Annotated in this window: 18 protein-coding genes; 7 read left to right on the plus strand and 11 right to left on the minus strand. The window is 41.6% G+C overall.

Going from position 1 to position 23,432, the window contains the following annotated elements; genetic code table 11:
- Nucleotides 1–114: 114 nt before the first annotated feature.
- The 4 genes from rpe to rpsO all read right to left on the minus strand — a co-directional run bounded on the left by rpe (nt 115) and on the right by rpsO (nt 3,869).
- Nucleotides 115–768, minus strand: a complete 654-nt coding sequence (gene rpe, locus KXQ82_RS17485; RefSeq protein WP_219489755.1) for a ribulose-phosphate 3-epimerase — start codon at nt 766–768, stop codon at nt 115–117.
- Nucleotides 769–834: 66 nt separating this feature from the next.
- Complete coding sequence (locus KXQ82_RS17490) at nt 835–1,110, minus strand: hypothetical protein (RefSeq protein ID WP_219489756.1); 276 nt, start codon at nt 1,108–1,110, stop codon at nt 835–837.
- 211 nt (nt 1,111–1,321) lie between these two features.
- Nucleotides 1,322–3,463 (minus strand): polyribonucleotide nucleotidyltransferase, encoded by a 2,142-nt coding sequence (gene pnp / locus KXQ82_RS17495; RefSeq protein ID WP_219489757.1) that lies wholly within the window; start codon nt 3,461–3,463, stop codon nt 1,322–1,324.
- Between the two features lie 127 nt (nt 3,464–3,590).
- Nucleotides 3,591–3,869 carry a 30S ribosomal protein S15 gene (gene rpsO, locus KXQ82_RS17500; protein ID WP_219489758.1) on the minus strand — a complete coding sequence of 93 codons (279 nt, stop codon included), beginning with the start codon at nt 3,867–3,869 and terminating at the stop codon, nt 3,591–3,593.
- A gap of 196 nt (nt 3,870–4,065) precedes the next feature.
- Between rpsO and KXQ82_RS17505 the strand changes: the two genes are divergently transcribed.
- Nucleotides 4,066–4,491, plus strand: a complete 426-nt coding sequence (locus KXQ82_RS17505) for an acyl-CoA thioesterase (RefSeq protein ID WP_219489759.1) — start codon at nt 4,066–4,068, stop codon at nt 4,489–4,491.
- A gap of 93 nt (nt 4,492–4,584) precedes the next feature.
- Here the strand turns inward: KXQ82_RS17505 and KXQ82_RS17510 are convergent, their stop codons facing one another.
- The 6 genes from KXQ82_RS17510 to KXQ82_RS17535 form a co-directional block, all read right to left on the minus strand.
- Complete coding sequence (locus KXQ82_RS17510; protein ID WP_219489760.1) at nt 4,585–5,325, minus strand: rhamnogalacturonan acetylesterase; 741 nt, start codon at nt 5,323–5,325, stop codon at nt 4,585–4,587.
- Between the two features lie 76 nt (nt 5,326–5,401).
- Nucleotides 5,402–7,897, minus strand: a complete 2,496-nt coding sequence (locus tag KXQ82_RS17515) for an MG2 domain-containing protein (RefSeq protein ID WP_219489761.1) — start codon at nt 7,895–7,897, stop codon at nt 5,402–5,404.
- Nucleotides 7,898–7,899: 2 nt separating this feature from the next.
- Entirely contained in the window at nt 7,900–10,338 is a 2,439-nt protein-coding gene (locus KXQ82_RS17520) for an alpha-2-macroglobulin family protein (protein ID WP_219489762.1), read from the minus strand.
- A 182-nt stretch (nt 10,339–10,520) separates the two neighbouring features.
- Nucleotides 10,521–11,018, minus strand: coding sequence for an FKBP-type peptidyl-prolyl cis-trans isomerase (locus tag KXQ82_RS17525; protein WP_219489764.1), 498 nt, complete (start codon nt 11,016–11,018; stop codon nt 10,521–10,523).
- Nucleotides 11,019–11,094: 76 nt separating this feature from the next.
- Nucleotides 11,095–13,113, minus strand: a complete 2,019-nt coding sequence (locus KXQ82_RS17530) for a thioredoxin domain-containing protein (RefSeq protein ID WP_219489766.1) — start codon at nt 13,111–13,113, stop codon at nt 11,095–11,097.
- A gap of 148 nt (nt 13,114–13,261) precedes the next feature.
- Nucleotides 13,262–13,612, minus strand: a complete 351-nt coding sequence (locus KXQ82_RS17535; RefSeq protein ID WP_219489768.1) for a hypothetical protein — start codon at nt 13,610–13,612, stop codon at nt 13,262–13,264.
- 89 nt (nt 13,613–13,701) lie between these two features.
- Here KXQ82_RS17535 and KXQ82_RS17540 point away from each other — a divergent pair, with 89 nt between their 5' ends.
- Together KXQ82_RS17540 and KXQ82_RS17545 are read left to right on the plus strand one after the other, a co-directional pair.
- Nucleotides 13,702–14,799 carry a mandelate racemase/muconate lactonizing enzyme family protein gene (locus tag KXQ82_RS17540; protein ID WP_219489769.1) on the plus strand — a complete coding sequence of 366 codons (1,098 nt, stop codon included), beginning with the start codon at nt 13,702–13,704 and terminating at the stop codon, nt 14,797–14,799.
- A gap of 97 nt (nt 14,800–14,896) precedes the next feature.
- Nucleotides 14,897–17,785: a PAS domain-containing sensor histidine kinase gene (locus tag KXQ82_RS17545; RefSeq protein WP_219489771.1), complete on the plus strand. Its 2,889-nt coding sequence runs from the start codon at nt 14,897–14,899 to the stop codon at nt 17,783–17,785.
- A 40-nt stretch (nt 17,786–17,825) separates the two neighbouring features.
- On the opposite strand, the gene KXQ82_RS17550 is transcribed toward KXQ82_RS17545, so the two are convergent.
- Nucleotides 17,826–19,643, minus strand: coding sequence for an alpha-amylase family glycosyl hydrolase (locus KXQ82_RS17550; RefSeq protein ID WP_219489772.1), 1,818 nt, complete (start codon nt 19,641–19,643; stop codon nt 17,826–17,828).
- 177 nt (nt 19,644–19,820) lie between these two features.
- Here KXQ82_RS17550 and KXQ82_RS17555 point away from each other — a divergent pair, with 177 nt between their 5' ends.
- From KXQ82_RS17555 to corA, 4 genes are read left to right on the plus strand one after another with little or no spacing between them, the layout of a single operon-like run.
- Nucleotides 19,821–20,819 carry an alpha/beta hydrolase gene (locus KXQ82_RS17555; RefSeq protein ID WP_219489773.1) on the plus strand — a complete coding sequence of 333 codons (999 nt, stop codon included), beginning with the start codon at nt 19,821–19,823 and terminating at the stop codon, nt 20,817–20,819.
- A gap of 49 nt (nt 20,820–20,868) precedes the next feature.
- Nucleotides 20,869–21,738, plus strand: a complete 870-nt coding sequence (locus KXQ82_RS17560; protein ID WP_219489774.1) for a sialate O-acetylesterase — start codon at nt 20,869–20,871, stop codon at nt 21,736–21,738.
- A gap of 5 nt (nt 21,739–21,743) precedes the next feature.
- Nucleotides 21,744–22,259: a GNAT family N-acetyltransferase gene (locus KXQ82_RS17565; RefSeq protein ID WP_219489775.1), complete on the plus strand. Its 516-nt coding sequence runs from the start codon at nt 21,744–21,746 to the stop codon at nt 22,257–22,259.
- A 39-nt stretch (nt 22,260–22,298) separates the two neighbouring features.
- Nucleotides 22,299–23,420 (plus strand): magnesium/cobalt transporter CorA, encoded by a 1,122-nt coding sequence (gene corA / locus KXQ82_RS17570; protein ID WP_255563711.1) that lies wholly within the window; start codon nt 22,299–22,301, stop codon nt 23,418–23,420.
- Nucleotides 23,421–23,432 lie beyond the last annotated feature (12 nt).

Below are 23,432 nucleotides of genomic sequence, written 5' to 3' on the forward strand. Positions count from 1 at the left end.
AGAGTATTAAAAATTTAACGCCCCGAAGTTAGTAATTTGAAATTGTTTAGCTATATTTTATAGAAAATAATTGATACCAGCTTTGGATAAATGTTAATAAAATTACAATTGGGTTTAGTTAATATTTTTGAGATGGCTTATTGCCGCGTTAGGATCGGTTGCAGAGAATACCGCGTTACCGGCAACTAAAACATTTGCACCTGCCTCTAATAATTTAGCCGCGTTGTTTGAATCTACTCCCCCATCAATTTCAATATGGAGCGACGGGTTACGTATCGTGCTGATGATAACCAGGTCGTTAATTTTTTTATAGGTATTAGCTATAAACTTTTGAGCGCCAAAACCCGGGTTAACAGACATGATCAATACCATGTCCAGTTCATCAACAATATCATCAAGTACAGCTACCGGTGTATGCGGGTTAAGCGCCACCCCTGCTTTACAGCCCAGTTCTTTTATTTTATTGATGGTACGGTTAAGGTGTGTACATGCTTCGTAATGCACCGTAATCACATCGGCACCGGCATCTTTAAATTCCTGCAGGTATCTGTCAGGGTCAACAATCATCAGGTGTACATCTAAAGGCTTTTTGGCTATTGCCTTAATTTGTTTAATAATGGCAAAACCAAAAGATATGTTTGGTACAAACACACCGTCCATTACATCTACATGTATCCAGTCGGCATCGCTTTGGTTAAGCATTTCAATATCTTTTTGCAGGTTAGCAAAATTGGCGGTTAAAATAGATGGTGAAACCAGGTGCTTCATGCCGCAAACTTACATAAATTTTATGTTTTTGTAGTTTCGAAAAAACGACTATTGGCAAGCTGCTTATTAATCGCAATTCAATAACAGATCGTAGTACTTTTTCATTAAAACAGGATCATAATCAACCAATGATCTATGTGCTTCGGCTACAAGTTCATTTAGTATTGATGCGGCAAGCATGCCCTCTGCATCAGGCATGGCTTCGTGAAATTTTATGAGTTCTTTTACCCGAATAATTTGGTGGAGCAGGTCGGTAATAAGATCATTTTGCGCACGCTTTTCCATCCCCTTTCCGCCGGGTTTGTTTTTATCATCAAGCGGATCGTGGATATTAAGTGTCATGTCGATAATTACTTAGTATATGCTTTATTAACATTAGTTAATAAGACACTGTTATACGTCAAAAATCATGCTATAATTTAAAATCGCAACAAAATATATCCGGAAATTTAACAATGCGTAATAAATATGATGAGCGCACTTTTTATTCAACAGATCGTCATAAAAAAAGGCCCTCTTTTCAGAGGGCCTTTTAAATATAATTGATTTTATATTAAGCTTTTGGCTCAACCGGTTTAGCTTCCGGTTTTGGTAATAAAGCTTTGCGCGAAAGCTTCAGTTTACCTTGTTTATCAACTTCAAGTAATTTAACACGAACCTGATCGCCTACGTTGAATATACCATCCATTGTTTCGATACGTTTGTGGTCAATTTCCGAAATGTGTAATAAACCATCCTTACCCGGCATAATTTCAACGAAAGCACCAAACGGCATGATCGAACGAACTTTACCTTCGTAAATTTCGCCAACCTCTGGTTTAGCAGCTATCGCGCGGATACGTGCAACAGCAGCATCAATAGCGCCTTTGTTATCAGCAAATATCTGAACGATACCCTGGTTGTCTTTTTCTTCGATAGAAATGGTCGAACCGGTTTCACGTTGCATTTCCTGGATAATCTTACCACCGGGACCTATTACAGCGCCGATAAATTCTTTATCGATACGTAGTTCAACAATACGCGGAGCGTGTGGTTTAAAGTCTTCGTTAGGAGCCGTAATGGTTTTAGCCATTTCACCTAAGATGTGCAAACGGCCTTCTTTAGCCTGGTTTAACGCATTAGTTAATACTTCGTATGATAAACCATTGATCTTCAAATCCATTTGTACAGCAACAATACCGTTTTTAGTACCTGTTACTTTAAAGTCCATATCACCCAGGTGATCTTCATCACCCAAGATGTCAGAAAGGATAGCATATTTTGTACCCATTTCGTTGGTGATCAAACCCATCGCGATACCCGATACCGGGTTGCTGATTTTGATACCTGCATCCATCAAAGCTAATGTACCGGCACAAACCGTAGCCATTGATGATGAACCGTTAGATTCTAAAATATCAGATACAACACGGATGGTATAAGGATTTTGATCATCGGCAGGTAACACACGTTTTAACGAACGCATAGCTAAGTTACCGTGACCGATCTCACGACGGCCTGCTCCCCTGTTCGGGCGAACCTCACCGGTTGAGAAACCAGGAAAATTGTAATGCAACAGGAATTTTTGGTAACCGTTGATAAACGCGCCATCAATCATTTGCTCATCATCCTTAGCACCTAAGGTAACCGAAGTTAATGATTGTGTTTCACCACGTGTAAACACGGCAGAACCGTGAGCAGCAGGCAAATAACCAACTTCGCTCCAGATAGGGCGTATTTGTGTAGTTGTACGGCCATCTAAACGTTTGCCTTCATCCAATACAAGGTTACGGATAGCATCATACTCAACATCGTGATAATATTTTTTAGCTAATGATTTTGTGATATCATCAATTTCGCCTAAAGTAGCGATATAGGTATCCCTAACTTCTTTGAATTTAGCACTACGCTCATCTTTAGCTGATGCAGAACTTGCAACAGCGTAAACCTGATCGTAAGTAGCAGCGTAAATAGCTTTCTTCAGCTCTTCATTACTATGCTCATGGCTGTAGGTACGTTTTTCAGTTTTGTTAAGCTCTGCAGTTAATTCTTTTTGAGCTAAACATTGTACTTTAATAGCAGTGTGGGCAAATTTAATAGCCTCAACTAATTCAGCTTCCTGTATCTCGGCACTTTCACCTTCAACCATGTTGATATCATGCTCGCTACCGGCTACGATGAACTCTAAAGTGGCGCGTTGCAATTGGCTCAGTGTTGGGTTGATAATTAGTTTACCATCAATTTTAGCCACGCGAACTTCAGATATCGGGCCGTTGAACGGGATATCAGAACAAGCTAAAGCTGCTGATGCAGCTAAACCTGCTAAACAATCAGGCATGATATCTTTATCAGCCGATATTAATGATATCATTACTTGTGTATCAGCATGATAATCATCCGGGAACATTGGGCGTAATGCACGGTCAACCAAACGCGAGATCAAAACCTCATAATCTGATAAACGTGCCTCTCGGCGTAAAAATCCACCAGGAATACGGCCTGTAGCCGCGTATTTTTCTTGATAATCAACAGAAAGGGGTAAAAAATCAATACCTTCTTTTGCTTCTTTTGATGATACTACAGTAGCCAATAACATGGTATCACCCATTTTAATTACTACAGAGCCATCGGCTTGTTTGGCCAGCTTGCCGGTTTCAATTTCGATGGTGCGGCCGTCACCCAGATCGATAACTTTTTTAATTACGTTTAAACTCATCTTTTTTTGTGTTTGGCGCACTTTTCATCTTTTGAGTGCACCGGTTTTTATGGTGTATAAATATTTCGGACAAAAGTAAAAAAGCCGTCTCCAAAAGAGACGGCTTTTTAGTGATTCACTAAAAGAATTATTTTATGATATCGCGCAAGCCTAAAGCTTTGATAATGGCACGGTACCTGTTAATATCTTTTTTGTAAAGGTATGCCAGCAATCCGCGGCGTTTACCTACTAATTTTTGAAGGGATAACTGTGTAGAAAAATCTTTTTTGTTTTTCTGTAAGTGGCCGGTTAAGTGAGCAATACGTGCTGTAAATAAAGCTACTTGTCCTTCGGTTGAACCGGTGTTAGTGGCTTCGCCACCGTGTTTTGCGAAAATCTCTGATTTCCAATCGTTACTTAAATACATTACCTGAATAATATTGAAGCGTAAATAATTCTATTAATTGGGTGCAAAGGTAATTCTTTTAAGTCAAAAGTAAAAATCCAAAAGGCAAAATAAAACATTCGCGGTTAGCGGGTGTTAACTTAACAAACAAACTGGCTTTTAAGCATATTAGGCTATATAGTTTTGAATTTTTACTTTTGACTTTTTATCTAACATTATGCCTGGCACTAACCCACTTTATAAAGCCTTCGAAACTGAACTACGCGTACGCCCCGATGATATCGATATGTTCCAGCATGTGCATAACAGCAAATACTTTGATTATGTATTAGCTGCCCGTTATGACCAAATGGAACTTAACTACGGCATGAGCATGGAAAGGTTTATGGAAAACGGTTATGGTTGGGTAGTTAAGGCTGTACACATTAATTTTAAACGGGCCTTAATGCTGGGCGACTACTTCACCGTTAAAACAGGTATCAATGAAATTGACGACCGGGGCTGCCGCGTAAAGTTTATCATTACCAATAAGAGTAATAACAAGGTGAGCGCCGATGGATGGTTTGATTTTGTGATGATAGATATCAACACAGGCAAAAGCGTTCTCATTCCTGATGATATTATGGAGCATTATATGATATAATGTGCAAATTAGTAAATGTGCAGATGTGCAAATAATTGCGTATCACCATTCTTTTAAATCATTTGCACATCTGCAAATACGCACATTTGTACATTAGGGTTTCAAATATGCCGTCAGCGGCAATTTCAATTCCTTCAATCCTTCTACAGCTAATTCAGCCATTTTGTGCGCGCCTGTTGGGTTAAAGTGGGTATTATCCTTCACCCCCTTCGGGAAGCCTTTGTACACACCCGAATCTGCCCAGTTCCATAGCGATTGTGATGGTGCTTCTCCCATCGCTTTTACCAGCTTCTCGCTTTTTTGCAGCATATCTACAAAGGCTACATTATTTTTAGTGGCCACATCGCGTACAGCATCCGGGTATAAGCCATGCGAGTTTGTAAGTACACCATCCTTAAAGCTGCGGCGGGTAACAGGCGTCATTAATATCGGGGTTGCGCCTTTGCCGCGTGCATCAGTAACAAATTTTAACAGGTTGGCTTTAAACTCATCTATGGTAGTACCTGTATTTGGTTTTTCAACCTTCTCATCATTGTGGCCAAATTCAATTATTACATAATCTCCGGCCTGCAATGTGCTCATTACATCATCCCAACGTTTCTCATTAATAAAGCTTTTGGTACTGCGGCCATTTTGTGCACGGTTATCAATGGTAACGTCACCGGTAAAATACTCTTTGAATACCTGACCCCAACCTGTTTCGGGATAAACACCCGGGCTTTTGTTGGCCATGGTCGAGTCGCCTATCATGTATACTTTTATGGGTGTTAGTTTCGTCCAGCTCACTAAAATAGCGGTAAGCAAAATAAAGGCTATTGGTTTTATAAATTTCATGATATTTTTTATACTGTGTGAGATTTTATAAATGTGCAAATTATTAATTCAGTTCCCCATTTAAGGGTTTAGAGGATTATTTTACCATATATGTTGTACCCGATACCACAGGCGTGCCCTTCTCCGTCAACCCCTGCACCACTACCCTGATGTTTGTTTTCGGGTCGGCGTTAAAAAAGGTTAGCGTTGCTGTACCGCTGGCATCAGTAATCACATCGGGTTCCCAAAATATAGCTGTGCGGCTATCCGGCTTGCCCTGGTTACCTGCATTATAAACCGGCTTGTAAAAAGTGCGGGCTTCGTAATAACCATCAACATGGGCATTTACCATACTCAGCTGCGCTTTTTCCATAGCATTTGGTTTCAGGTCCAGAAATATCAGGTAAACATCACCACCGGCGCCGGTACCATACGTACCCGTGCTGCTGGCTGCTGATACCGTTTGGCCCAAAACGTGCCTTACAGTCACCTTGTTTATCACATCCATGGTCAGATCGAGGTAGATACCATTGCTGATATCATCAACATCTTCGCGCCCGTTGGCAATAAAGCGTGGTACTATCTTTTTCTGACTGTCACGGTTCTTCTCCACATCAAACTGCGCCCCTAAAAAATATACGGTATCCACATCATTTACGCGCGCGCCCGGCACTTCGTGTATCAAAAAATCGCGTAACGAATTATAGAAATAGTATTTTGATGTTACCGGGTAAGTAAGATCCGGATAGCCAAATTTAGTTACGGTTTGGTTGAACAACTGATCGTATTTATTAGCTTTAATGGTTAGCTCCTTTAGTTTTAGGGTATCCGATAAGCGTTGTTTTCCTCTTGACCGTACCGCATCAGCATTTAAAAACGCAACCTGGCTTACTGTATCAACCGTAAACTGGCGGACAGGGTTTGCCGGGATCGCCGCTTTATTTAGTGAATCCATTTGTATCAGGCCCACCTTTTTTTGTTTATCATCAAAAGCTGCCAGGGTTATGTCTTTACCCCCGGTAAATGGCACACCTTTAAAATAGTATTTACCGGCACTATCTGTTTTTGTAAGATAAGCTTGCCCTACTACAGGCCCCTTAATAGTTAAGGTTACATTTGTATTAGGGATAGGTTTATTGGCAAATTTAGCCCTTAGCCTGCCTGATACGGCAAAACCATCTTCGGCCGGGTAGCTTATCCTGATAGCGGTATCGGCTAAACGTTTCCATACAAAATCGCGCCAGCCTTGTGTCATCAATAACAGGTCTATCTGTTTAAAGCGATTGGTATTTGTGGTATCAAAATACCTTTCGGGATGCTCTATTTTACCCCTTACCTCCGATTGCAGCATCAGGTACGATACGATATTGCCATCACCCGCCGGAACTACCTTTGCATCAACCACGGCAACTGAAAGGTTTGCCTTTAGTGGGTTGTTCCTTGCATCAGCCGCTTTAATGTTCAGGGTTACTTTTTCTTTTGAAGCATACACGATCTTATCTGTTTTAACAGTTAATGCTTTCGCTGATATAGAATCCGGGATAAAGATCAATCTTTCGCATTGCGGGTGTTGTTGCTTATCGTATATCGTAATGCTGGAAACCCCTGCCGGGAATTGTTTTTTTGGCAGCGTGGCGCTGATCTGCATCTCCTGGAATTTTGCTGTAGCATTTAACACCCTCAAGCCTGTATGCCTTGCGGTAAGTACAATTTCCTTATCGGGATTATCTGCCAGCGTAGCCTGGTTGGTACTGATAATGATACGTAAATGCTCAGGGTCTGCATCGCTGGTGTGTATGGTATAACCTTTGGCTAAAGCGGCAGGTAAAGTTGTTGTAAAGGGCTGGTTATTATTGAACGCCCCTTTTACCGCATAGGTTTTATTCGCCTCGGGCGTAAAAACAAATAAGCCTGTTCCCTGGGCAGTACTGTTAAAACGCGCAACCGTATCACCTGTTGATGATATGATGCTTGCCTTAACGCTCACATCCTTCCCATTAGGATCTTCGGCTTTAAAAGCAACTATCCCCGTCACATCATTAACCATTGATCCGCCTTCAGGGAAAAAACGGATAATAGACTTACCTTTTGTTGTTGCTATTACTGCAGGTTTGTTTTGCTTGGCTAAAGTTTTTGCCGCGGCACCGGCTGCGCCTTGCTTATCAATAATGGTATTTGATATGGTGATGGTTTTCTCAAAAATAAAATTATCGCCAAAATTACGCATCCAGTTGGTGTAGGCACGCAGCCTGTAAGTGCCTGCCGGGATAGAATCAGCAAGTTTAAAATCGCCTTTACCTAAACCATTAGCCATAAAAACGGTTTCGGTATTGATGATCTTAGCGTTGGGGTCTACCAGATCTACATATAAATTATTGGTATAACCTAAAGGTATATTTGTTTGCGCGTCAACCAGGTAAGCCTTAAACCACATATCATCGCCGGTGCTATAATAATCCCGATCGGTATGAAGATATACCTTCTCAAAAAAGAGTTTGCCCGCGGGCGCCTTTTGTGCTTGCGAAAAACCCGTATAACTAACAAATAGTAGCAGAGCGGTCAGGCTTAACCTGTTCATATATTTTAGTATCATTTTTATTTAATGCTATAACCTGCTACTGCCGATAGTGGCACTCCGGTGTTTGATAAACCCTGAACTACTACTCTTATTTTTGATTTTGGATCGGCATTGTAAAAAGATACCGTTGCCTGACCTTTTTCATCCGTTGTTATCATAGGCTCCCAGTGAATGGTTGTACGCTGGTCGCTTTTGGTTGAAGAATATTCGTAATTAGGCGCGTAAAAAGTACGGGCATTATAATAACCGTTAACATCCTGGTTAACCAGGCTAAATTCCTTTTTATCAAAAGCTGTTGGTTTAAGTGAAAGATAAACCAGGATCCTGTCGCCACCACCCATGCTGATCAGGTGCCTTACTGATACCGTATTGATCTGGTCCATAGACAGATTGTAGTAATCCAACCTTTCGTACATATCCTCGCGTTTATCTACAACAAACTTAGGAAACACCTTTTGACCGCCGAACATAAACATGATACCGCTTTCCTTATCGGGATTGGCGATAGCCCCGGGCACTTTTTGTATTAAAAATTGCTCCAGGGTTTTATAGGTATAATCGGCCTTGGTGATGTTGAACTCATATTCAGGGTACCCAAAGCTTTGCAGGGTTTCGTCCATTAAGGTAACCGTTTTTGGCTTATCGGTAATATTAACCTGTTTTAACTGCACCACATTTGATACCTTAAAACGATTAGCCTCATTTACACGTGTTGTACTGGCTTTGTTAAAAGCCAGTAATTGCGGGCTCGGCTCTTCATTAAATATAGGTGTAGGTGTAACCGGGAAGGCATCATTGGCAAGGGTATCTAAAAACAACCAGCCATCTTTTTTACCTTTCAAATTGCGCGATGTGAGTTTAAGGGTCTGGTTGCCATATAACTCAATACCATCCAGGTAATATTTTCCATCCTGATCGGTTTGCGTCGCGAAAATTTTATTACCCTTTGCACCGGGCGCATATAAAGTGATATTGGCATTAGCGATAGACTTATTTACCATTACCGATCTTACCCTTCCCGATACCGTAAACCCGGCTTCGGGCAGGTAGCTTAGTTTTAATGTTGAATCTTGCAGGCGTTTCCATACAAAATCCCGCCAGCCTTGTGTTAACAGCAGCATATCCATTTGCTTAAAACGATTTACATTATTCACATCGAAGTATTGCGCTGCATTTTCAATTTTCCCCCTGATATCCGATTGCAGTAACAGATAGGCTACTATGTTGCTTTCATCGGCAGGTACTACAGTGCCATCAATTGCAGCTAAAGATAGTTCTGCCTTCACGGGCTGGTTTTTACTATCAGTAGCGGTAATGGTTACTGTTGTTTTTTCTTTTGATGCGTAAACCGCTTTATCAGGTACCACACTCAGTTTAACATTATTTTTGTTGTTGATATAAACCAGGCGCTCGCAATTAGGATGCATCAATTCATCAAACAAAAGAATACTGCTTACCCCCGGTGATAATTTCGCCTTGGATATACCGATACTCATTTGCAGATCAGCAAGGTCAAATTTTCCTTCCCACTGATATTTATCGGCATGTTTACTGGCAAGTGTTAATTTTTTGCCTTTGTTTTTATCTAACGTGGCCTGGTTAGTACTTACAACCACCTGTACTACAGAGTCGGTATTAACAATATGAATAGCATATCCTGTACTCAATACATCGGGTAATGCCGATGTAAAAGGCAGGTTGTTTTTATAGGTGCCCTTTATCATGTATTTGGTACCGGCAACAGGCAATATGGTAAAACTACCCAGCCCCATATCGGTACTTTCAAAATGCCCCACCACATCGCCCTGGGCAGATGTAACATCACCACTTACCTTTACACCTTTGCCCATAGCATCTTCTGCTTTGTAACCTACCACAGTGGCAACACCTTCTATCATTGATCCGCCTTCGGGGAAAAAATTGATCTTGTAGGTCTGGTCGATATTTACCGGAGGTATCTCGGTTGCTTTGCCGCGTTTACCTGCTTCTTTAACCTGCGGGTTTGCCGATTTTACCCCCTGAACGCTGTGAATAGTTATCTTTTTATCAAAAATAAAATTATCGCCAAAATTACGCATCCAGTTGGTGTATGCTTTCAGGTGGTAAACACCTTCGGGTACTGAGTCGGTCAGTTTAAAATCGCCCACGCCCATACCCTGATCCAGGCGTATGATTTCGCGCGACATGATCTTTGAATCGGGAGAAATCAAGTCGATATACAGGTTATTACTTGTATAGGTAGGATAACTGCTTAAGCCATTAACCAAATAGGCTTTAAACCAAATATCTTCGCCGGTAGCATAATAATCACGATCAGTGTGTACGTATACTTTCTCGAAAAATAAGGTGAAGTTTTTTTGAGGGGCTGTGGCCACAGGCTTTTTTTGTGCTGATGCCGATTGGCCGATGCTTAAAAGGCAGCACAATAAAACAGCAACTAATAAATTGGATTTCATGGGAGGTTTTAGCTGTAATAGATTAAATAAGGTTTAGACTAAAAAATTTAAAATAGTTTAAATTGTACCATCCTGAACTGTAATGACAGGATGATACGCGATGGGGAGTCAATGATAAGCAATTATACAAAAAAAGCCGTCCCGAAAATTATCGGGACGGCTTTTTAACAATTTATATTTTTTTAGTGTTGATGATGACCATCAGGGCCGTGTGCATGACCATGAGAAAGTTCTTCAGGGTTTGCAGGGCGTACATTTAGTATACTACCTTTAAAGTGCAGTTCCTGACCTGCCATAGGGTGATTCAGGTCAACAATAACCGCGTCTTCAGCTATTGATACAACCTGGCCCTGGAAATGGTTACCCTGGTTATCCTGTAAAGGTAAAACGCTGCCAATAACAGGCATTTCGTTTCCGTTAAACATTTCTATAGGCAGGTTAGCTACCGCTTCATCATCATATTCTCCATAAGCGTCTTCGGCACTCAAGCGAAAATCATAGCTATCGCCGGTTGATAGGTTGCTCAGGTTTTCTTCAAACTTTGGCAACATCTGGCCAACACCAAACAAAAAGGTTAAAGGTTGTTCCTGGGTAGTGCTTTCTACTAAAACCTCGGCTCCATCCTGGTTTACATACAAATCATAAGTTAGCGACACTACATTTTGTGGTTGAATTTTCATTATCAGTAATTTTTTTAAAGTAAAACAATAAACTCAAAAAAGTATAACACAAGCTAACCAAGCCTGTATATCCGTTTTAAGCTTCAATTTGTTTAAACGCCTCAGTTGTTTCTGTAACGGGCAACCGGCAGGTTTTATCTTTACAAACAAAAATCCTGGTCTCGTCGCTAAACTTATCTGCCAACAAAGGTAAACTTCCTTTTGTTCCGCCCAATATTATTTTGTTGGGGATGTACTTTTTTTCTGTTTCTTTTCGCCTTGCTTCTGCATTGGCCCCGGTTATGGCAATTTCGTAAACACCGGCTACGTTATCCAGCAGCAACATTGCCCAATTTGAGTATGCCGAGCCATATTTTGCCATCAGCTTTTTAATGTTGCGCATCATTTGGGCCGATATGTTGAGGTATTGTTCATCATCAAACAACAACCCCAGTTTATACAGGTTACGTGCCATTACCGAGTTGGATGATGGTATCACATTATCCATAATTTCAAGCTTCCGGGCTATCAGTTGCTCGCCGTTGTTAGGCGTGTAATAGAACATGCCTGTACTTTCATCATAAAAATAGCTGATAGTATAAGTAATTAGCTTTTTAGCAAGTTGTAACCATTGCTCATCAAAAGTAACCTCGTACAAAGCGGTAAACGCCTCAATGATCATGGCGTAATCATCCAAAAAAGCAACTGCTTCATCAAGCTTACCTGCCGAATCCGAGCTATCGTAAACCCTTGTGATCTTCCCTGAAAGTGTGATCAGGTTATCCTGGATAAAGGCCGCGTTTTTGAGTGCCAGCTCCAGGTATGCAGGTTCATCAAAGGCGCGGTAAGCATCACAAAGGCCCTTTAGCATTAGGCCATTCCATGATGCCAGTACCTTATAATCCAAACCCGGGCGGATACGTTTGGAGCGGGCGGTTAATACCTTTTGTTTTAACTCCGCTATTTTTTCCAACATACGTTCAACCGGCAAACCCAGCTTTTGAGCCAATACAGCGTCATCATCACTTCTGAAAAAAATGTTAGTATGCTCTTCTTCCCAGTTACCTTCGCTGGTTACATTATAATAGATGCCAAATAATGCGGCATCATCTCCCAAAATCGACTCAACATCTTCCAGGTCGAAAGTATAGAACTTACCCTCAACACCTTCACTATCAGCATCAAGCGCCGAATAAAAACCAAACTCGGGCGAGGTCAGCTCACGTTCAACAAACGTAATGGTTTCTGCAACTACTTTACGGTACTGCTCATCGCCCATGCAGGTATAAGCTTCCGAGTATAACGATACCAATTGAGCATTATCATACAGCATCTTTTCAAAATGTGGTACATGCCAGTGCCCGTCAACCGAGTAACGGGCAAAACCGCCCCCTACATGGTCATATATGCCGCCCTTGGCCATTTTATCCAGCGTAAGCCCAACAATTACCTGTGCGGCCTCATCCTTCATTATATGTGCATAACGCATTAAAAACTGCCAGTTGTTCGGCATCGGGAATTTGGGTGCGCTACCCAAACCTCCTTCATTAAAATCAAAGTATTGTTTCCATGGCTGTACAATGGCTACCAGATCGGCCTTTGTGTTTTCGTGCTGCTCCGTTACAAAACTTATGTTCTCATACTGTACAATACCTTCAGTTAATTTAACAGCATAGTCTTCGGCTTCCTTTGGTTTGGTTTCCCAAAAATCAGCAAGATTTTGAAGCAGCCCCATCCAATCTTGTTTTTTAAAATAAGTACCTCCATAAATGGGGCGCTGGTCGGGCAGGCAAATGCAGTTAAGCGGCCAGCCGCCACGGCCTGTCATTAACTGTACGGCGCTCATGTATATCTGGTCAATATCCGGCCGCTCTTCCCTATCCACTTTAATGCACACAAAGTGCTCGTTCATTACATCGGCCACCTGTTTATCTTCAAAGCTTTCGTGCTCCATTACATGGCACCAGTGGCAGGCTGAGTAGCCAATACTTACCAGTATCAGTTTGTTTTCATCTTTAGCTTTTTGCAAAGCCTCTGCCCCCCAGGGGAACCAGTTTACGGGATTGTTGGCATGTTGTAGTAAATATGGCGATGTGGAGTTGGATAGTTTATTCATAAAAAGCTACAGTGTGGTTTTGAGCCACATATTATACTACCGGCACAATACATTTGTTTGCCGGTGTACAACATTTCAAATTAAGCTATAAATAAGCTACGATAAAATAGTGAGGCGATATTTTACTTCGCGATAGCATAAAAAGCAGCTAACCCTCTACCTCCAAACCTATTGATTGTGCCATTAGCCAGGTACGCTCAAGCCAGGCTTCAAACAGGTTTTCTTTACCAACGGGGTATTTGATATTGATGAGCATTTCATGATAATTTTCAAGTTTGTTTTTTTTAACAAAATCATACTCTATGGTACGGTTTAAATAACTACCAAAATCCTGGTTTAAAGCTTCGGATGCTGCTTTGATGTTGCCCGATGTCCACTCTTCGGTGTGATACAGTGATACAACCTCATCGGCAGATCTATCCATTAACCAGGCCATATCCTCAACGGTAATGTTATTATTCTCCGCTGATTTTTTTACGATATTTCCAAAATGCATCATAATATTTTTTCTTTAGGTAACGGTTTTTACGACTCCGAAATTTAAAAGTTGCATAAAAGTATTCTATACCTTATCACTACCTTTAAGCCATGCAGATAACCCACACCGATATATATCGTTTTAGCATACCCATGAAACCTTTTACCATTGCTACCGGTACTATGGATTATGCCCAAAATACTTTTATACGGGTACACACAGATGCCGGATATTATGGTGTTGGGGAGTGTTCGGCTTTCCCGATGATTGTAGGCGAAACGCAGGATACCTGCCTGGTAATGGCACGTGAGTTTGCCGGATTATGGAAAGGCACCGACCCGTTAAATATTGAGGCGCGGTTAAAACAATTACATGATTTTACTGCCGGTAATACTACCATTAAAAGCGCGTTTGATATGGCTTTGTATGATATTGCCGCCAAACATGCCGGGCAACCACTATACCAATACCTTGGTGGGAAGAAGCGGGTTGTTGAAACTGATATTACCATAGGGATAGCTACGCCCGAACTGATGGCACAAAAGGCTATTGAGTTTGTAGGTTTGGGGGCAACTATACTGAAAGTTAAATTGGGTAAAGATGCTTTGACAGATATCAAACGCATTAAACTCATCCGCGAAATGGTAGGTACAGCCGTAAAAATACGGATAGATGCCAACCAGGGCTGGAGCTTTGATGATGCGGTAGCCGCCTTACAAGGCCTAAGCCAGTTTGATGTTGAGTTTTGCGAGCAGCCCATGCGCACCTGGTTTGACGACCACCTCCCTGAACTGATGGCCTTATCTCCCATCAAAATAATGGCCGATGAAAGTGTATATAACCACCACGATGCCCGCAAACAGATCAACAGCAAAAGCTGTGATTATATTAATATCAAGTTCTCAAAATCGGGCGGAATAAACGAAGCTATTAAGATACATAATGTTGCCCGGGATGCCGGCATACCCTGCATGATGGGCGGCATGTTGGAAAGCCGTATCGCGTTAAGCGCCAAGCTCCACTTTGTGTATGCCAGCCCTAACGTTAAGTTTTACGATATGGATACCTGTATGCTTGGGCATTTGGCAGACCCTTGTATCGGTGGTGTTCAATTTGATGGGTATCACGTATCAATTGATGATACCCCGGGAATTGGCGCTGATGCTGCTAAAGCTTTTTTAAATGACTGTGAGCTAATATCTGTCTGACAAAATGCCTTTAAAACTTTTATTTATGAAATAGGTTTTAGTATTTTTAAGAGTTTAACATTGTACTTTTATCATACCGTAATACGCCATATTCAATATGACCTTAAACGATAATGAAATTATACCTGATCATCCATTTCTTTCGGGTGGTGGCGAGATGGGTAATTTGATACGCTCGTTCAACTGGTCGAAAAACGCTTTGGGCATACCAGCAAACTGGCCAGCCGCATTAAAACAAACCGTTAACATGATGTTAACCACACCTTTTCCCATGCTGGTTTGCTGGGGCGAAAACCATATTCAACTTTATAATGATGCTTTCAGGCCTATACTTGGCGCAACCAAGCACCCGCAAGCCTTAGGCATCAGCGCGAGCGAAACGTACGCTGAAATATGGGATACTATTGGCCCCATGTTTAAAAGTGTGCTAAAGGGCCAGCCCATTGGTTTTCCAAACTTTATGGTAACTATGGATAGAAATGGCTATCCCGAAGAGTGCTATTTTGATTTTTCATACAGCCCTATCCGCGATGAGCAGGCTCATATAGAAGGGATATTGGTGATCTGTATAGAAACCACAGATAAGGTGCGCACCCTGGAAGAATTAAGGCGTAACCAGGATGCACTTGCTAAAAGCGAAGAAAACTTTAAAAACATCATCTTACAAGCGCCGGTTGCAATGGGTTTATTCATCGGTAATGATATGGTGCTGGATGTGATCAATAATTCATTTCTAAAATTGTGGGACAGACCAGGTAGTATAATTGGCTTGCCTTTGCACACCGCCTTACCAGAATTAATTGACCAGCCCTACCTGCAGATAATGCGGGATGTGGTAAGTACCGGAAAAACATATTATGGCAATGAGGCAGAGGTAAAATTGTTCCGTAACGGGGTACTTGATGTAGGTTATTACAATTTCATAAACCACCCTTTCCGTAATAACGCGGGAGAAATAACCGGAGTTATTGTAGTAGCAAACGAAGTTACTGATTTAGTGCGGGACAGGCACAAGGTACAGGTTCTTAATAATGAGCTATCGGCAATCAATAACGAATTACATCATACAAACCAAAAACTGGTTGTAAGCAATGATGAATTAGCCCTCATAGAAACCAATCTGCAGGAAGTAGTTTTTAAGCTAATAGACCGCGAGGCCAGGCTACAATATATGCTATCAGAAGCGCCGGTTGCAATTGCTATTATGACGGGCCCTGATCTGATCATCGAATCGGCTAATAAAAAGCTTTTGGAAGCATGGGGTAAAGATGAATCTATTATTGGCAAACCTATCCATATTGCTTTACCGGAACTACAGGGACAACAATTTTTGAAGTTACTGGATGATGTTTTTACAAAAGGTGAGCCTTTTTATGGCAACGAGGTAAAGGCATTGTTAGAACAGAACGGCCAGATAGAAGATGTGTACTCTAATTTTGTTTACCAACCTATTAAGAATGATGAGGGCAAAACGATAAGCATTATGTTGGTTGCAAATATTGTTACTGAGCAGGTAGTAGCCCGCAAAAAAACAGAGCATGCAGAACAAATGATGCGTTTTTCCATCGAAGCGGCCAACCTGGGTACCTGGGATCTTGACCCTAAAACATATAAATTTAAAGGTAATGCCAGGTTAAAACATTGGTTTGGATTAGCGCCCGATGATGAAATTGAATTATCAAAAGCCATTGATATAATTATTGAAAAAGATCGCGAGCGGGTAATTAACGCTATTCAACAAGCAATGACTTATGAATCGGGTGGTAATTATGATATTGAATATGTTATAGTAAACCCCGCAGATAATATTGCCAGGTTTGTTAGGGCACAAGGCCAGGCAATTTTTGATTCCGAACAGCATCCCCTTCGTTTTAACGGGACTTTGCAGGATATCACTGAAGAAAAAAGAGGGCGGCAGGAATTAGAACGTTTATACCAACAGGAAAAGCTTTCAAAAGAAGCCGCCCAGCTGGGGACTTTTGACCTGGACCTGGTTGAAAACGTATTAGAGTGGGATGAACGCTGCCGAACATTGTTTGGGATATCGCACAACGACCCGGTGGATTACGACAGGGATTTTTTACCTGGCTTGCACCCCCATGATCGCGAACGTGTTATCGACGTTATTAGCAAATCTTTTACAAAAAGGATCAGCAATGGCGATTACGATGTTGAATACCGAACCGTTGGCGTAGAAGACGGAAAGATAAGATGGGTAAGAGCCAAAGGAAAGGTGTTTTTTAATGAAAAAGATGAGCCAATACGTTTCATAGGGTCGGTGCTTGATATTACCGAGCAAAAACAAGACGACCTGCGTAAGAATGACTTTATCGGTATGGTTAGCCACGAGTTGAAAACGCCGCTTACCTCGCTTAGCGCATACACCCAGATATTATATACCAAAGCTGTAAAAGCCGAAGATAAATTTGCAACCGGGGCATTGGATAAGGTGAACATACAGATCAGAAAAATGACCAATATGATCAACGGTTTCCTTAATATTTCCAGGCTGGAATCGGGCAAGATAGAGATCATCAAATCAAAATTCAATATCGCTGAGTTGTTGAGCGATGTGGTAAAAGAAACAGAACCTACGGTAGTTACACACAGCATAAAACTAATACCTTCAGACAGCATAACTATTAATGCTGATAAAGATAAAATTGGTTCGGTAGTATCAAACCTGTTAAGTAATGCCATCAAATATTCGCCAAAAGGCAAGCATATTGAGGTTACCTGCGAACGTTTTGGTGATACGGCAAGGGTAAGTGTAAAAGACGAAGGCATGGGCGTTAAAGCCCACGATATTGACAAAATATTTGACCGATACTACCGTGTTGAAAGCAACCATACCCAACATATTTCCGGCTTTGGGATTGGACTATATCTAAGCGCCGAAATTATAGAGCGCCATGGCGGTAAAATTGGTGTAAACAGCGAACACGGCAAAGGCAGTGAGTTTTGGTTTATGTTGCCTATTGCATAAAAATGCCACCCAATTATTTAAGGTGGCATTTATAAACATGTTATCCTCTATCCTGCGATAGTATCAACGACGAATACGGGGCTATTGAAATGTTGGCACTATATGGCAAGGCATCGCACTCATCTTTAAAGGCTTCGGTATCTAAAGATGTAAAATCGCCAAAATCCTTATCATATCCTTCCCAATCGCTATTGAAACGTATTTTCCATACACCTTCGGATGGGAAACCTATACGGTAATCACTGTAGCCATTGTTTGAAAAATTTAATATAACCATGGTAGAGTTTCCTTTTTCAAGTGTTTGAAAACGGTGATAGGCGATCAGTTTCTTCTCATTATCAAGACGAATTACATGTGTGTTTATACCTGATAAACCTTCCGTATTGTTACCATAATTGAGGCGCAGTTTGATCAGATCGCGATGCAGTTTTGCAAAACCATTAAACTCCTTTAGTCGTTTCCAATCTATCGGATCAGTATCTGAAAACCATTTATCTTCCAGCAACTCATGCCCCTGGAATATCATGGGGATACCCGGTGCTGTTAATACCATAGCTATACCCAATGACGCGCGCTTTTTTGAATACCAGTTATTCACATCGCCATTGGCAATTTCTTCGGCAACGCGTGCTTTGCCGTTAGCTACTTCATCATGGCTTTCGGTGTAAACCACGCGTTTAAACGGGTTGCCACTATATTGCCGCATCAATGCGTTTTGCACGGTTTCCATATCACGGTTGGCATCATCCTGTGTAATTAAAGCTTCGCGTATGGGGTGTACAAAATCGGCATCCCACTGCGCGCCAAAGCCTAATCCCTCCCACTCGCTTACCGGATTGGTAATGCTGTCTAAACCATGCAGATCTTCGGCTATAGTCAGTTTCCACGGGAATTTTTCAGCAATCTCGCCGTTTATCCATTGCAGTAAACTTGAGCCATCATTCAGCACGCTGCCCGGGTCTTCATCGGCGTGTACGTTCCGTATGTAGGGTATCATGTCCATACGCAGGCCATCAACACGGTATTCTTCCAGCCACATCATCGCGTTGTCGCGGATATATTGGCGCACTTCATTGCGGCCATAATCGGGCCGGGTATCGCCCCATGGCGTTTCAGATTTCCAATCGTTATAAAAATAGATGCCGCCTTTATCGTTTTCGTTCCAGCCATCAAACTGCCACAGGTCCATATCTGTGGGGCCAAAGTGATTGTACACCACATCCAATATAATGGCTATGCCATGCTCATGCGCGGCTTTTATTAATGCTTTAAACCCATCCGGGCCACCGTACTCACTTTCAATGGCAAAGGGGTGCGCAGGGTTATATCCCCACGAAAATCCTCCGGGGAATTCAAATGGTGGCATAATTTCGATGGCGTTAATACCCAGGTCGCGCAGGTATGGCAGCTTTTCAATAACACCGTACATATCGCCGGGTTTGCCTTCTTCCTTTACATTAAAGGTACCTGTATGCAATTCATATATCACCAGCTTGTTCCAGGTAGGCATATCATATCCTGCATCTCCCCAGTCAAAGGCAGTATGATCATATACCAATGAATTGCCCACCGAATTGGTTAGCACCCTTGCATAAGGATCATTACGGGACAGATCGCCTGATGGTGTTTTTAGCAGATATTTGTATTCATCACCATTTTTGGCATTTTCTACCAACCCGGCCCAGTATCCATTATCTTCCCTGTCAAGCTTATTAGCCTGGTTATTCCACTTATTAAAACTACCGGTTACAAATACTTCAGTTGCATTTGGTGCCCATACCCTGAAATGTACGCCATTGGGTTGCACAATTGCACCCATGCCTTCAATTTTAATTTGCTCTTGTATGTTTTGATCCATTTTATCCACTTTGTGATTTTTAAACATATGAAATACAAAAGCACGCCTAAATGTTTGCGCTGGTGGATAATATTTACACAAAATAGTATGACGCAAATATTTTCACTCCAAATAAATAACCTTTTATTAAACCATCCGTAATAGTAATAGTCTAAACCACATCAACTAACACAACCTATGTCAAAACAACTACTTTCTGTATTTACCGCAGGTATGTTTTTTACTATTGTGATGATAGGTTGCAATAAAAGTACGCCGCCGCCGGTTAACACTCAATTTGTATGCCCGGCAAACAGGTTCACTACCGAAACATTTACCTATACCACCACCACAATACCTTTTGGCCAGGCTGCTGATTATAAAGGCAAGCTGCAAACGCTGCAAATGCTCATTAACCTGCCATCGGCAGATACGCTGGCCCGTAGGCCGCTTATTATTTATTGTCATGGTGGTGGTTTTACATCGGGTACCCGCACGGATGCATGGCCCAATAAATTTTGCCAGTCATTTGCTAAACGGGGTTACGTTACCGCCAGTATTGATTACCGGCTGGGCATAGGTACAAACGGCGATATTGATGTGATAAGCGCGCAAACCCGTGCAGTGCAAGATGCTAAAGCCGCTGTGCGTTATTTTAAGCAAACCGCTGTTGAGCAAGGCAACCCTTACCGTATTGATACCGCGCAAATATTTATAGCCGGCGAGGCTTCGGGCGCGGCAATAGCTTTACAAATGGGTTATTTAACCAACCCTGCAGAATTTACCTCAATTGCTGATGCTGATGTTTTAGTTAACCTTAACGGGATTGAAGGCAACAGCAATACCGCGCCTTATTCGTCAAAAATAACCGGCATCATCAGTTTATCGGGCGCTATATTAAATTTGAACTGGATACCTAATAAATCCGTATCGTTAATTATGGTTCACGGTTCTAATGATACCGGCGTACCTTATAAATCGGGTATCGCAAGCCCATATACCGCAACTATGCAGTATGGAAGTTACCTGGTTGACTCTACTTGTATAAGCCAGAAAATGAATAGCAGCCTATATACATTTAAAGGCGCCGGCGCTGCACCATATATATCTTCAACCAAATACGCCGATAGCACTATCAAATATGTATCGCAGCAGCTATATCATTTAATTGACTGCGAACGCCTGGGCAGGCGTTAAAACAATCTCTTTCAGCATTATTTTACAATTTGCTACTTTAGCAACAATTATGAACCGTTGTATATTTTTGATGCTATCGCTCGGATTGATATCCGCCCAAATTGCATTTGCCCAAAAACATGGTAAAATAAGTGTGTATCTTATTGGCGGGCAATCAAACGCTACAGGGCAAGGTTATATGGCCAACATGGCCGATACCATGAAATTTGATACTACCATACTACTCTTCCATTCCGGGAAACCGCATTTAAATTCGGGAAAACCTGCATTAACATGGATGCCGCTCAGGCAAGCTTCAGAATCGGCCGATAGGTTTGGCCCCGAATTAGGATTTTCGAATAAGATACGTTTATATGACCATAACAAACATATTGCTATTATAAAACACGCGCACAGCGGCACCAACCTTTACAACCAATGGAATCCCGGAAAAGACGCCGCCGATACCGCACATTGGGGCCAGCAGTTTAAAGTGTTTGTACAAACTATTGACTCGGGCCTGAACGCCTTACGTAAAATGGGTTACATGCCTGTTATTAAAGGTATGCTTTGGCAGCAGGGCGAAAACGATGCAATAAAAATTGATAGCGCCAGTTTAAACTACGCAAAAAATTTAAGTCATTTTATCAGCAGGGTGCGCCAGCAATATAAAACGCCTAAAATGCCCTTTGTTTATGGCTATGTGCTGCCCCCGCCAAATACCGGTGCCGACCGCGACCTGGTACGTAAAGCGGAGCACGATGTTGACCAACACTCCGCTACGCCATGGGCAATTAAAAACGCGATAGTAGTTTTTACAGACGATTTGAGCCTGCGTGCCAACGATAAGAATACAAAATACCCGAAAGATATTATTCATTTTGGTACCAATGGTACATGGGTGCTGGGTATAAGAATGGCACAAAAATTTGCAAACTGAATATTATGAAGATCCGGAAAGTTGAACTATCCGAAGCGGATACACTTTTACAAATCACCACCAAAACCTTTTTGTATGCCTTTGCTCATTTAAATAAAGCAGAGGATATAAAGATCTATTGCGATTCCTTTTTAACTATAAACAGGATTACAACAGAGATAAACAATACCGATTCTGATTTTTATTTTGTTGTGGACGAGGATGATATAATTGCTTACCTCAAATTAAATTATGCCGGGGCGCAAACAGAGTTTAAAGATAGCGAAGCTGTTGAGATAGAGCGCATATATGTTTTAGCCGAACATCAAGGCAAGCAGATAGGTCAGCAAATGCTGGATTTTGCAGTCAGTATGGCGCAAAGCAAACAACTAAAATACATATGGCTTGGCGTATGGGAAAACAATAGCAACGCTATCCGCTTTTACAGGCGCAATGGCTTTGAGGTTTTTGATAGCCACTATTTTATGCTGGGGAATGACAAGCAAACCGATCTGCTGATGAAACGTTTGATCAGCATTTAAAACTAATAAATCAATATCTTTAAACATACGAATTGGATAATGGCAAAAGTTAAAAGGCTAAAAATAAAGAGCGATAAAAAATACGGTAATATTGGCGACAGTCCCGGTGCCATACATATTGATGAGAACGCACTTAAGCCTGTACTTAAATTATACTCGTACAATAAAGATGAAGTAGAAGAAAGTGATGGGCAAACCTTCGAAAGCATACTTAAGCAGCTTGATCATTGCAAAACACATACCCACTGGCTGCAAATAAATGGCCTTGGCGATGAGGGACTGATAGAAGAGATAGGCAAACATTTCGGTATTAATGCACTGGTGCTGGAAGATATTGTAAACACGCATCAACGCCCTAAAATTGATGATTACGACAGTTACTTCTTCGCGACAAGCAGGCTCATTACTTATAAAGACGATGAGGTTAGCAATTGCCAGGTATCATACCTTGTAAAAGATAACTTGGTGATAAGTTTCCAGGAGGATTATAATAATATTTTTGAGCCGGTAGTAAAAAGGATGAAGTCGGGCAAGGGCTTGATACGTATTGCCGGCCCGGCATACCTATGTTATGCCATGATGGATACCATTTTTGATATCTATTTTAGCGTATTGAACACCATTGGCGATCTGCTGGAAAATATTGAAGAGCGCGTGTATGACAAACCTGATAAAAGCATTATGTACGATGCGCAAAAAATGAAGCGTACCATGATCGTGTTGCGCCGTGCCATATGGCCGGAGCGGGATAAGATAAACGACATGATACGTGAGGAATACACACTCATTAGCCCGGAAGTAAAGGTTTTTCTGCGCGATGCATACGACCACTGTATCCAGATCATTGATATGATAGAAAGCTATAAAGAGATCACTTCGGGGGTTATTGATGTTTACCTGTCGCTGGTGAGCAATCGCATGAACGAGATCATGAAAGTACTCACCATTATTTCGGCCATATTTATACCTATCACCTTTATAGCGGGCGTTTACGGCATGAACTTCGCCCATGTTGACCCTGTTACCAATAAGGTACTCCCCTACAACCTGCCCGAACTAAGTAGCCCGTACGGATACATTATTTGCTGGGTGGCCATGGTGCTGATAACAGGTACGCAGGTGTTTATATTTTGGCGAAAAGGTTGGTTTAACAGGCTATAACATTAGCAGTAA

The sequence above is a fragment of the Mucilaginibacter rivuli genome, assembly GCF_019391655.1.
GTDB lineage: Bacteria > Bacteroidota > Bacteroidia > Sphingobacteriales > Sphingobacteriaceae > Mucilaginibacter > Mucilaginibacter rivuli.

Excerpts from the sequence above, each read along its gene's own strand:
- rpe (WP_219489755.1), bottom strand. The coding sequence starts at position 768 with ATGAAGCACCTGGTTTCACCATCTATTTTAACCGCCAATTTTGCTAAC.
- KXQ82_RS17490 (WP_219489756.1), bottom strand. The coding sequence starts at position 1,110 with ATGACACTTAATATCCACGATCCGCTTGATGATAAAAACAAACCCGGC.
- pnp (WP_219489757.1), bottom strand. The coding sequence starts at position 3,463 with ATGAGTTTAAACGTAATTAAAAAAGTTATCGATCTGGGTGACGGCCGC.
- rpsO (WP_219489758.1), bottom strand. The coding sequence starts at position 3,869 with ATGTATTTAAGTAACGATTGGAAATCAGAGATTTTCGCAAAACACGGT.
- KXQ82_RS17505 (WP_219489759.1), top strand. The coding sequence starts at position 4,066 with ATGCCTGGCACTAACCCACTTTATAAAGCCTTCGAAACTGAACTACGC.
- KXQ82_RS17510 (WP_219489760.1), bottom strand. The coding sequence starts at position 5,325 with ATGAAATTTATAAAACCAATAGCCTTTATTTTGCTTACCGCTATTTTA.
- KXQ82_RS17515 (WP_219489761.1), bottom strand. The coding sequence starts at position 7,897 with ATGATACTAAAATATATGAACAGGTTAAGCCTGACCGCTCTGCTACTA.
- KXQ82_RS17520 (WP_219489762.1), bottom strand. The coding sequence starts at position 10,338 with ATGAAATCCAATTTATTAGTTGCTGTTTTATTGTGCTGCCTTTTAAGC.
- KXQ82_RS17525 (WP_219489764.1), bottom strand. The coding sequence starts at position 11,018 with ATGAAAATTCAACCACAAAATGTAGTGTCGCTAACTTATGATTTGTAT.
- KXQ82_RS17530 (WP_219489766.1), bottom strand. The coding sequence starts at position 13,113 with ATGAATAAACTATCCAACTCCACATCGCCATATTTACTACAACATGCC.
- KXQ82_RS17535 (WP_219489768.1), bottom strand. The coding sequence starts at position 13,612 with ATGATGCATTTTGGAAATATCGTAAAAAAATCAGCGGAGAATAATAAC.
- KXQ82_RS17540 (WP_219489769.1), top strand. The coding sequence starts at position 13,702 with ATGCAGATAACCCACACCGATATATATCGTTTTAGCATACCCATGAAA.
- KXQ82_RS17545 (WP_219489771.1), top strand. The coding sequence starts at position 14,897 with ATGACCTTAAACGATAATGAAATTATACCTGATCATCCATTTCTTTCG.
- KXQ82_RS17550 (WP_219489772.1), bottom strand. The coding sequence starts at position 19,643 with ATGGATCAAAACATACAAGAGCAAATTAAAATTGAAGGCATGGGTGCA.
- KXQ82_RS17555 (WP_219489773.1), top strand. The coding sequence starts at position 19,821 with ATGTCAAAACAACTACTTTCTGTATTTACCGCAGGTATGTTTTTTACT.
- KXQ82_RS17560 (WP_219489774.1), top strand. The coding sequence starts at position 20,869 with ATGAACCGTTGTATATTTTTGATGCTATCGCTCGGATTGATATCCGCC.
- KXQ82_RS17565 (WP_219489775.1), top strand. The coding sequence starts at position 21,744 with ATGAAGATCCGGAAAGTTGAACTATCCGAAGCGGATACACTTTTACAA.
- corA (WP_255563711.1), top strand. The coding sequence starts at position 22,299 with ATGGCAAAAGTTAAAAGGCTAAAAATAAAGAGCGATAAAAAATACGGT.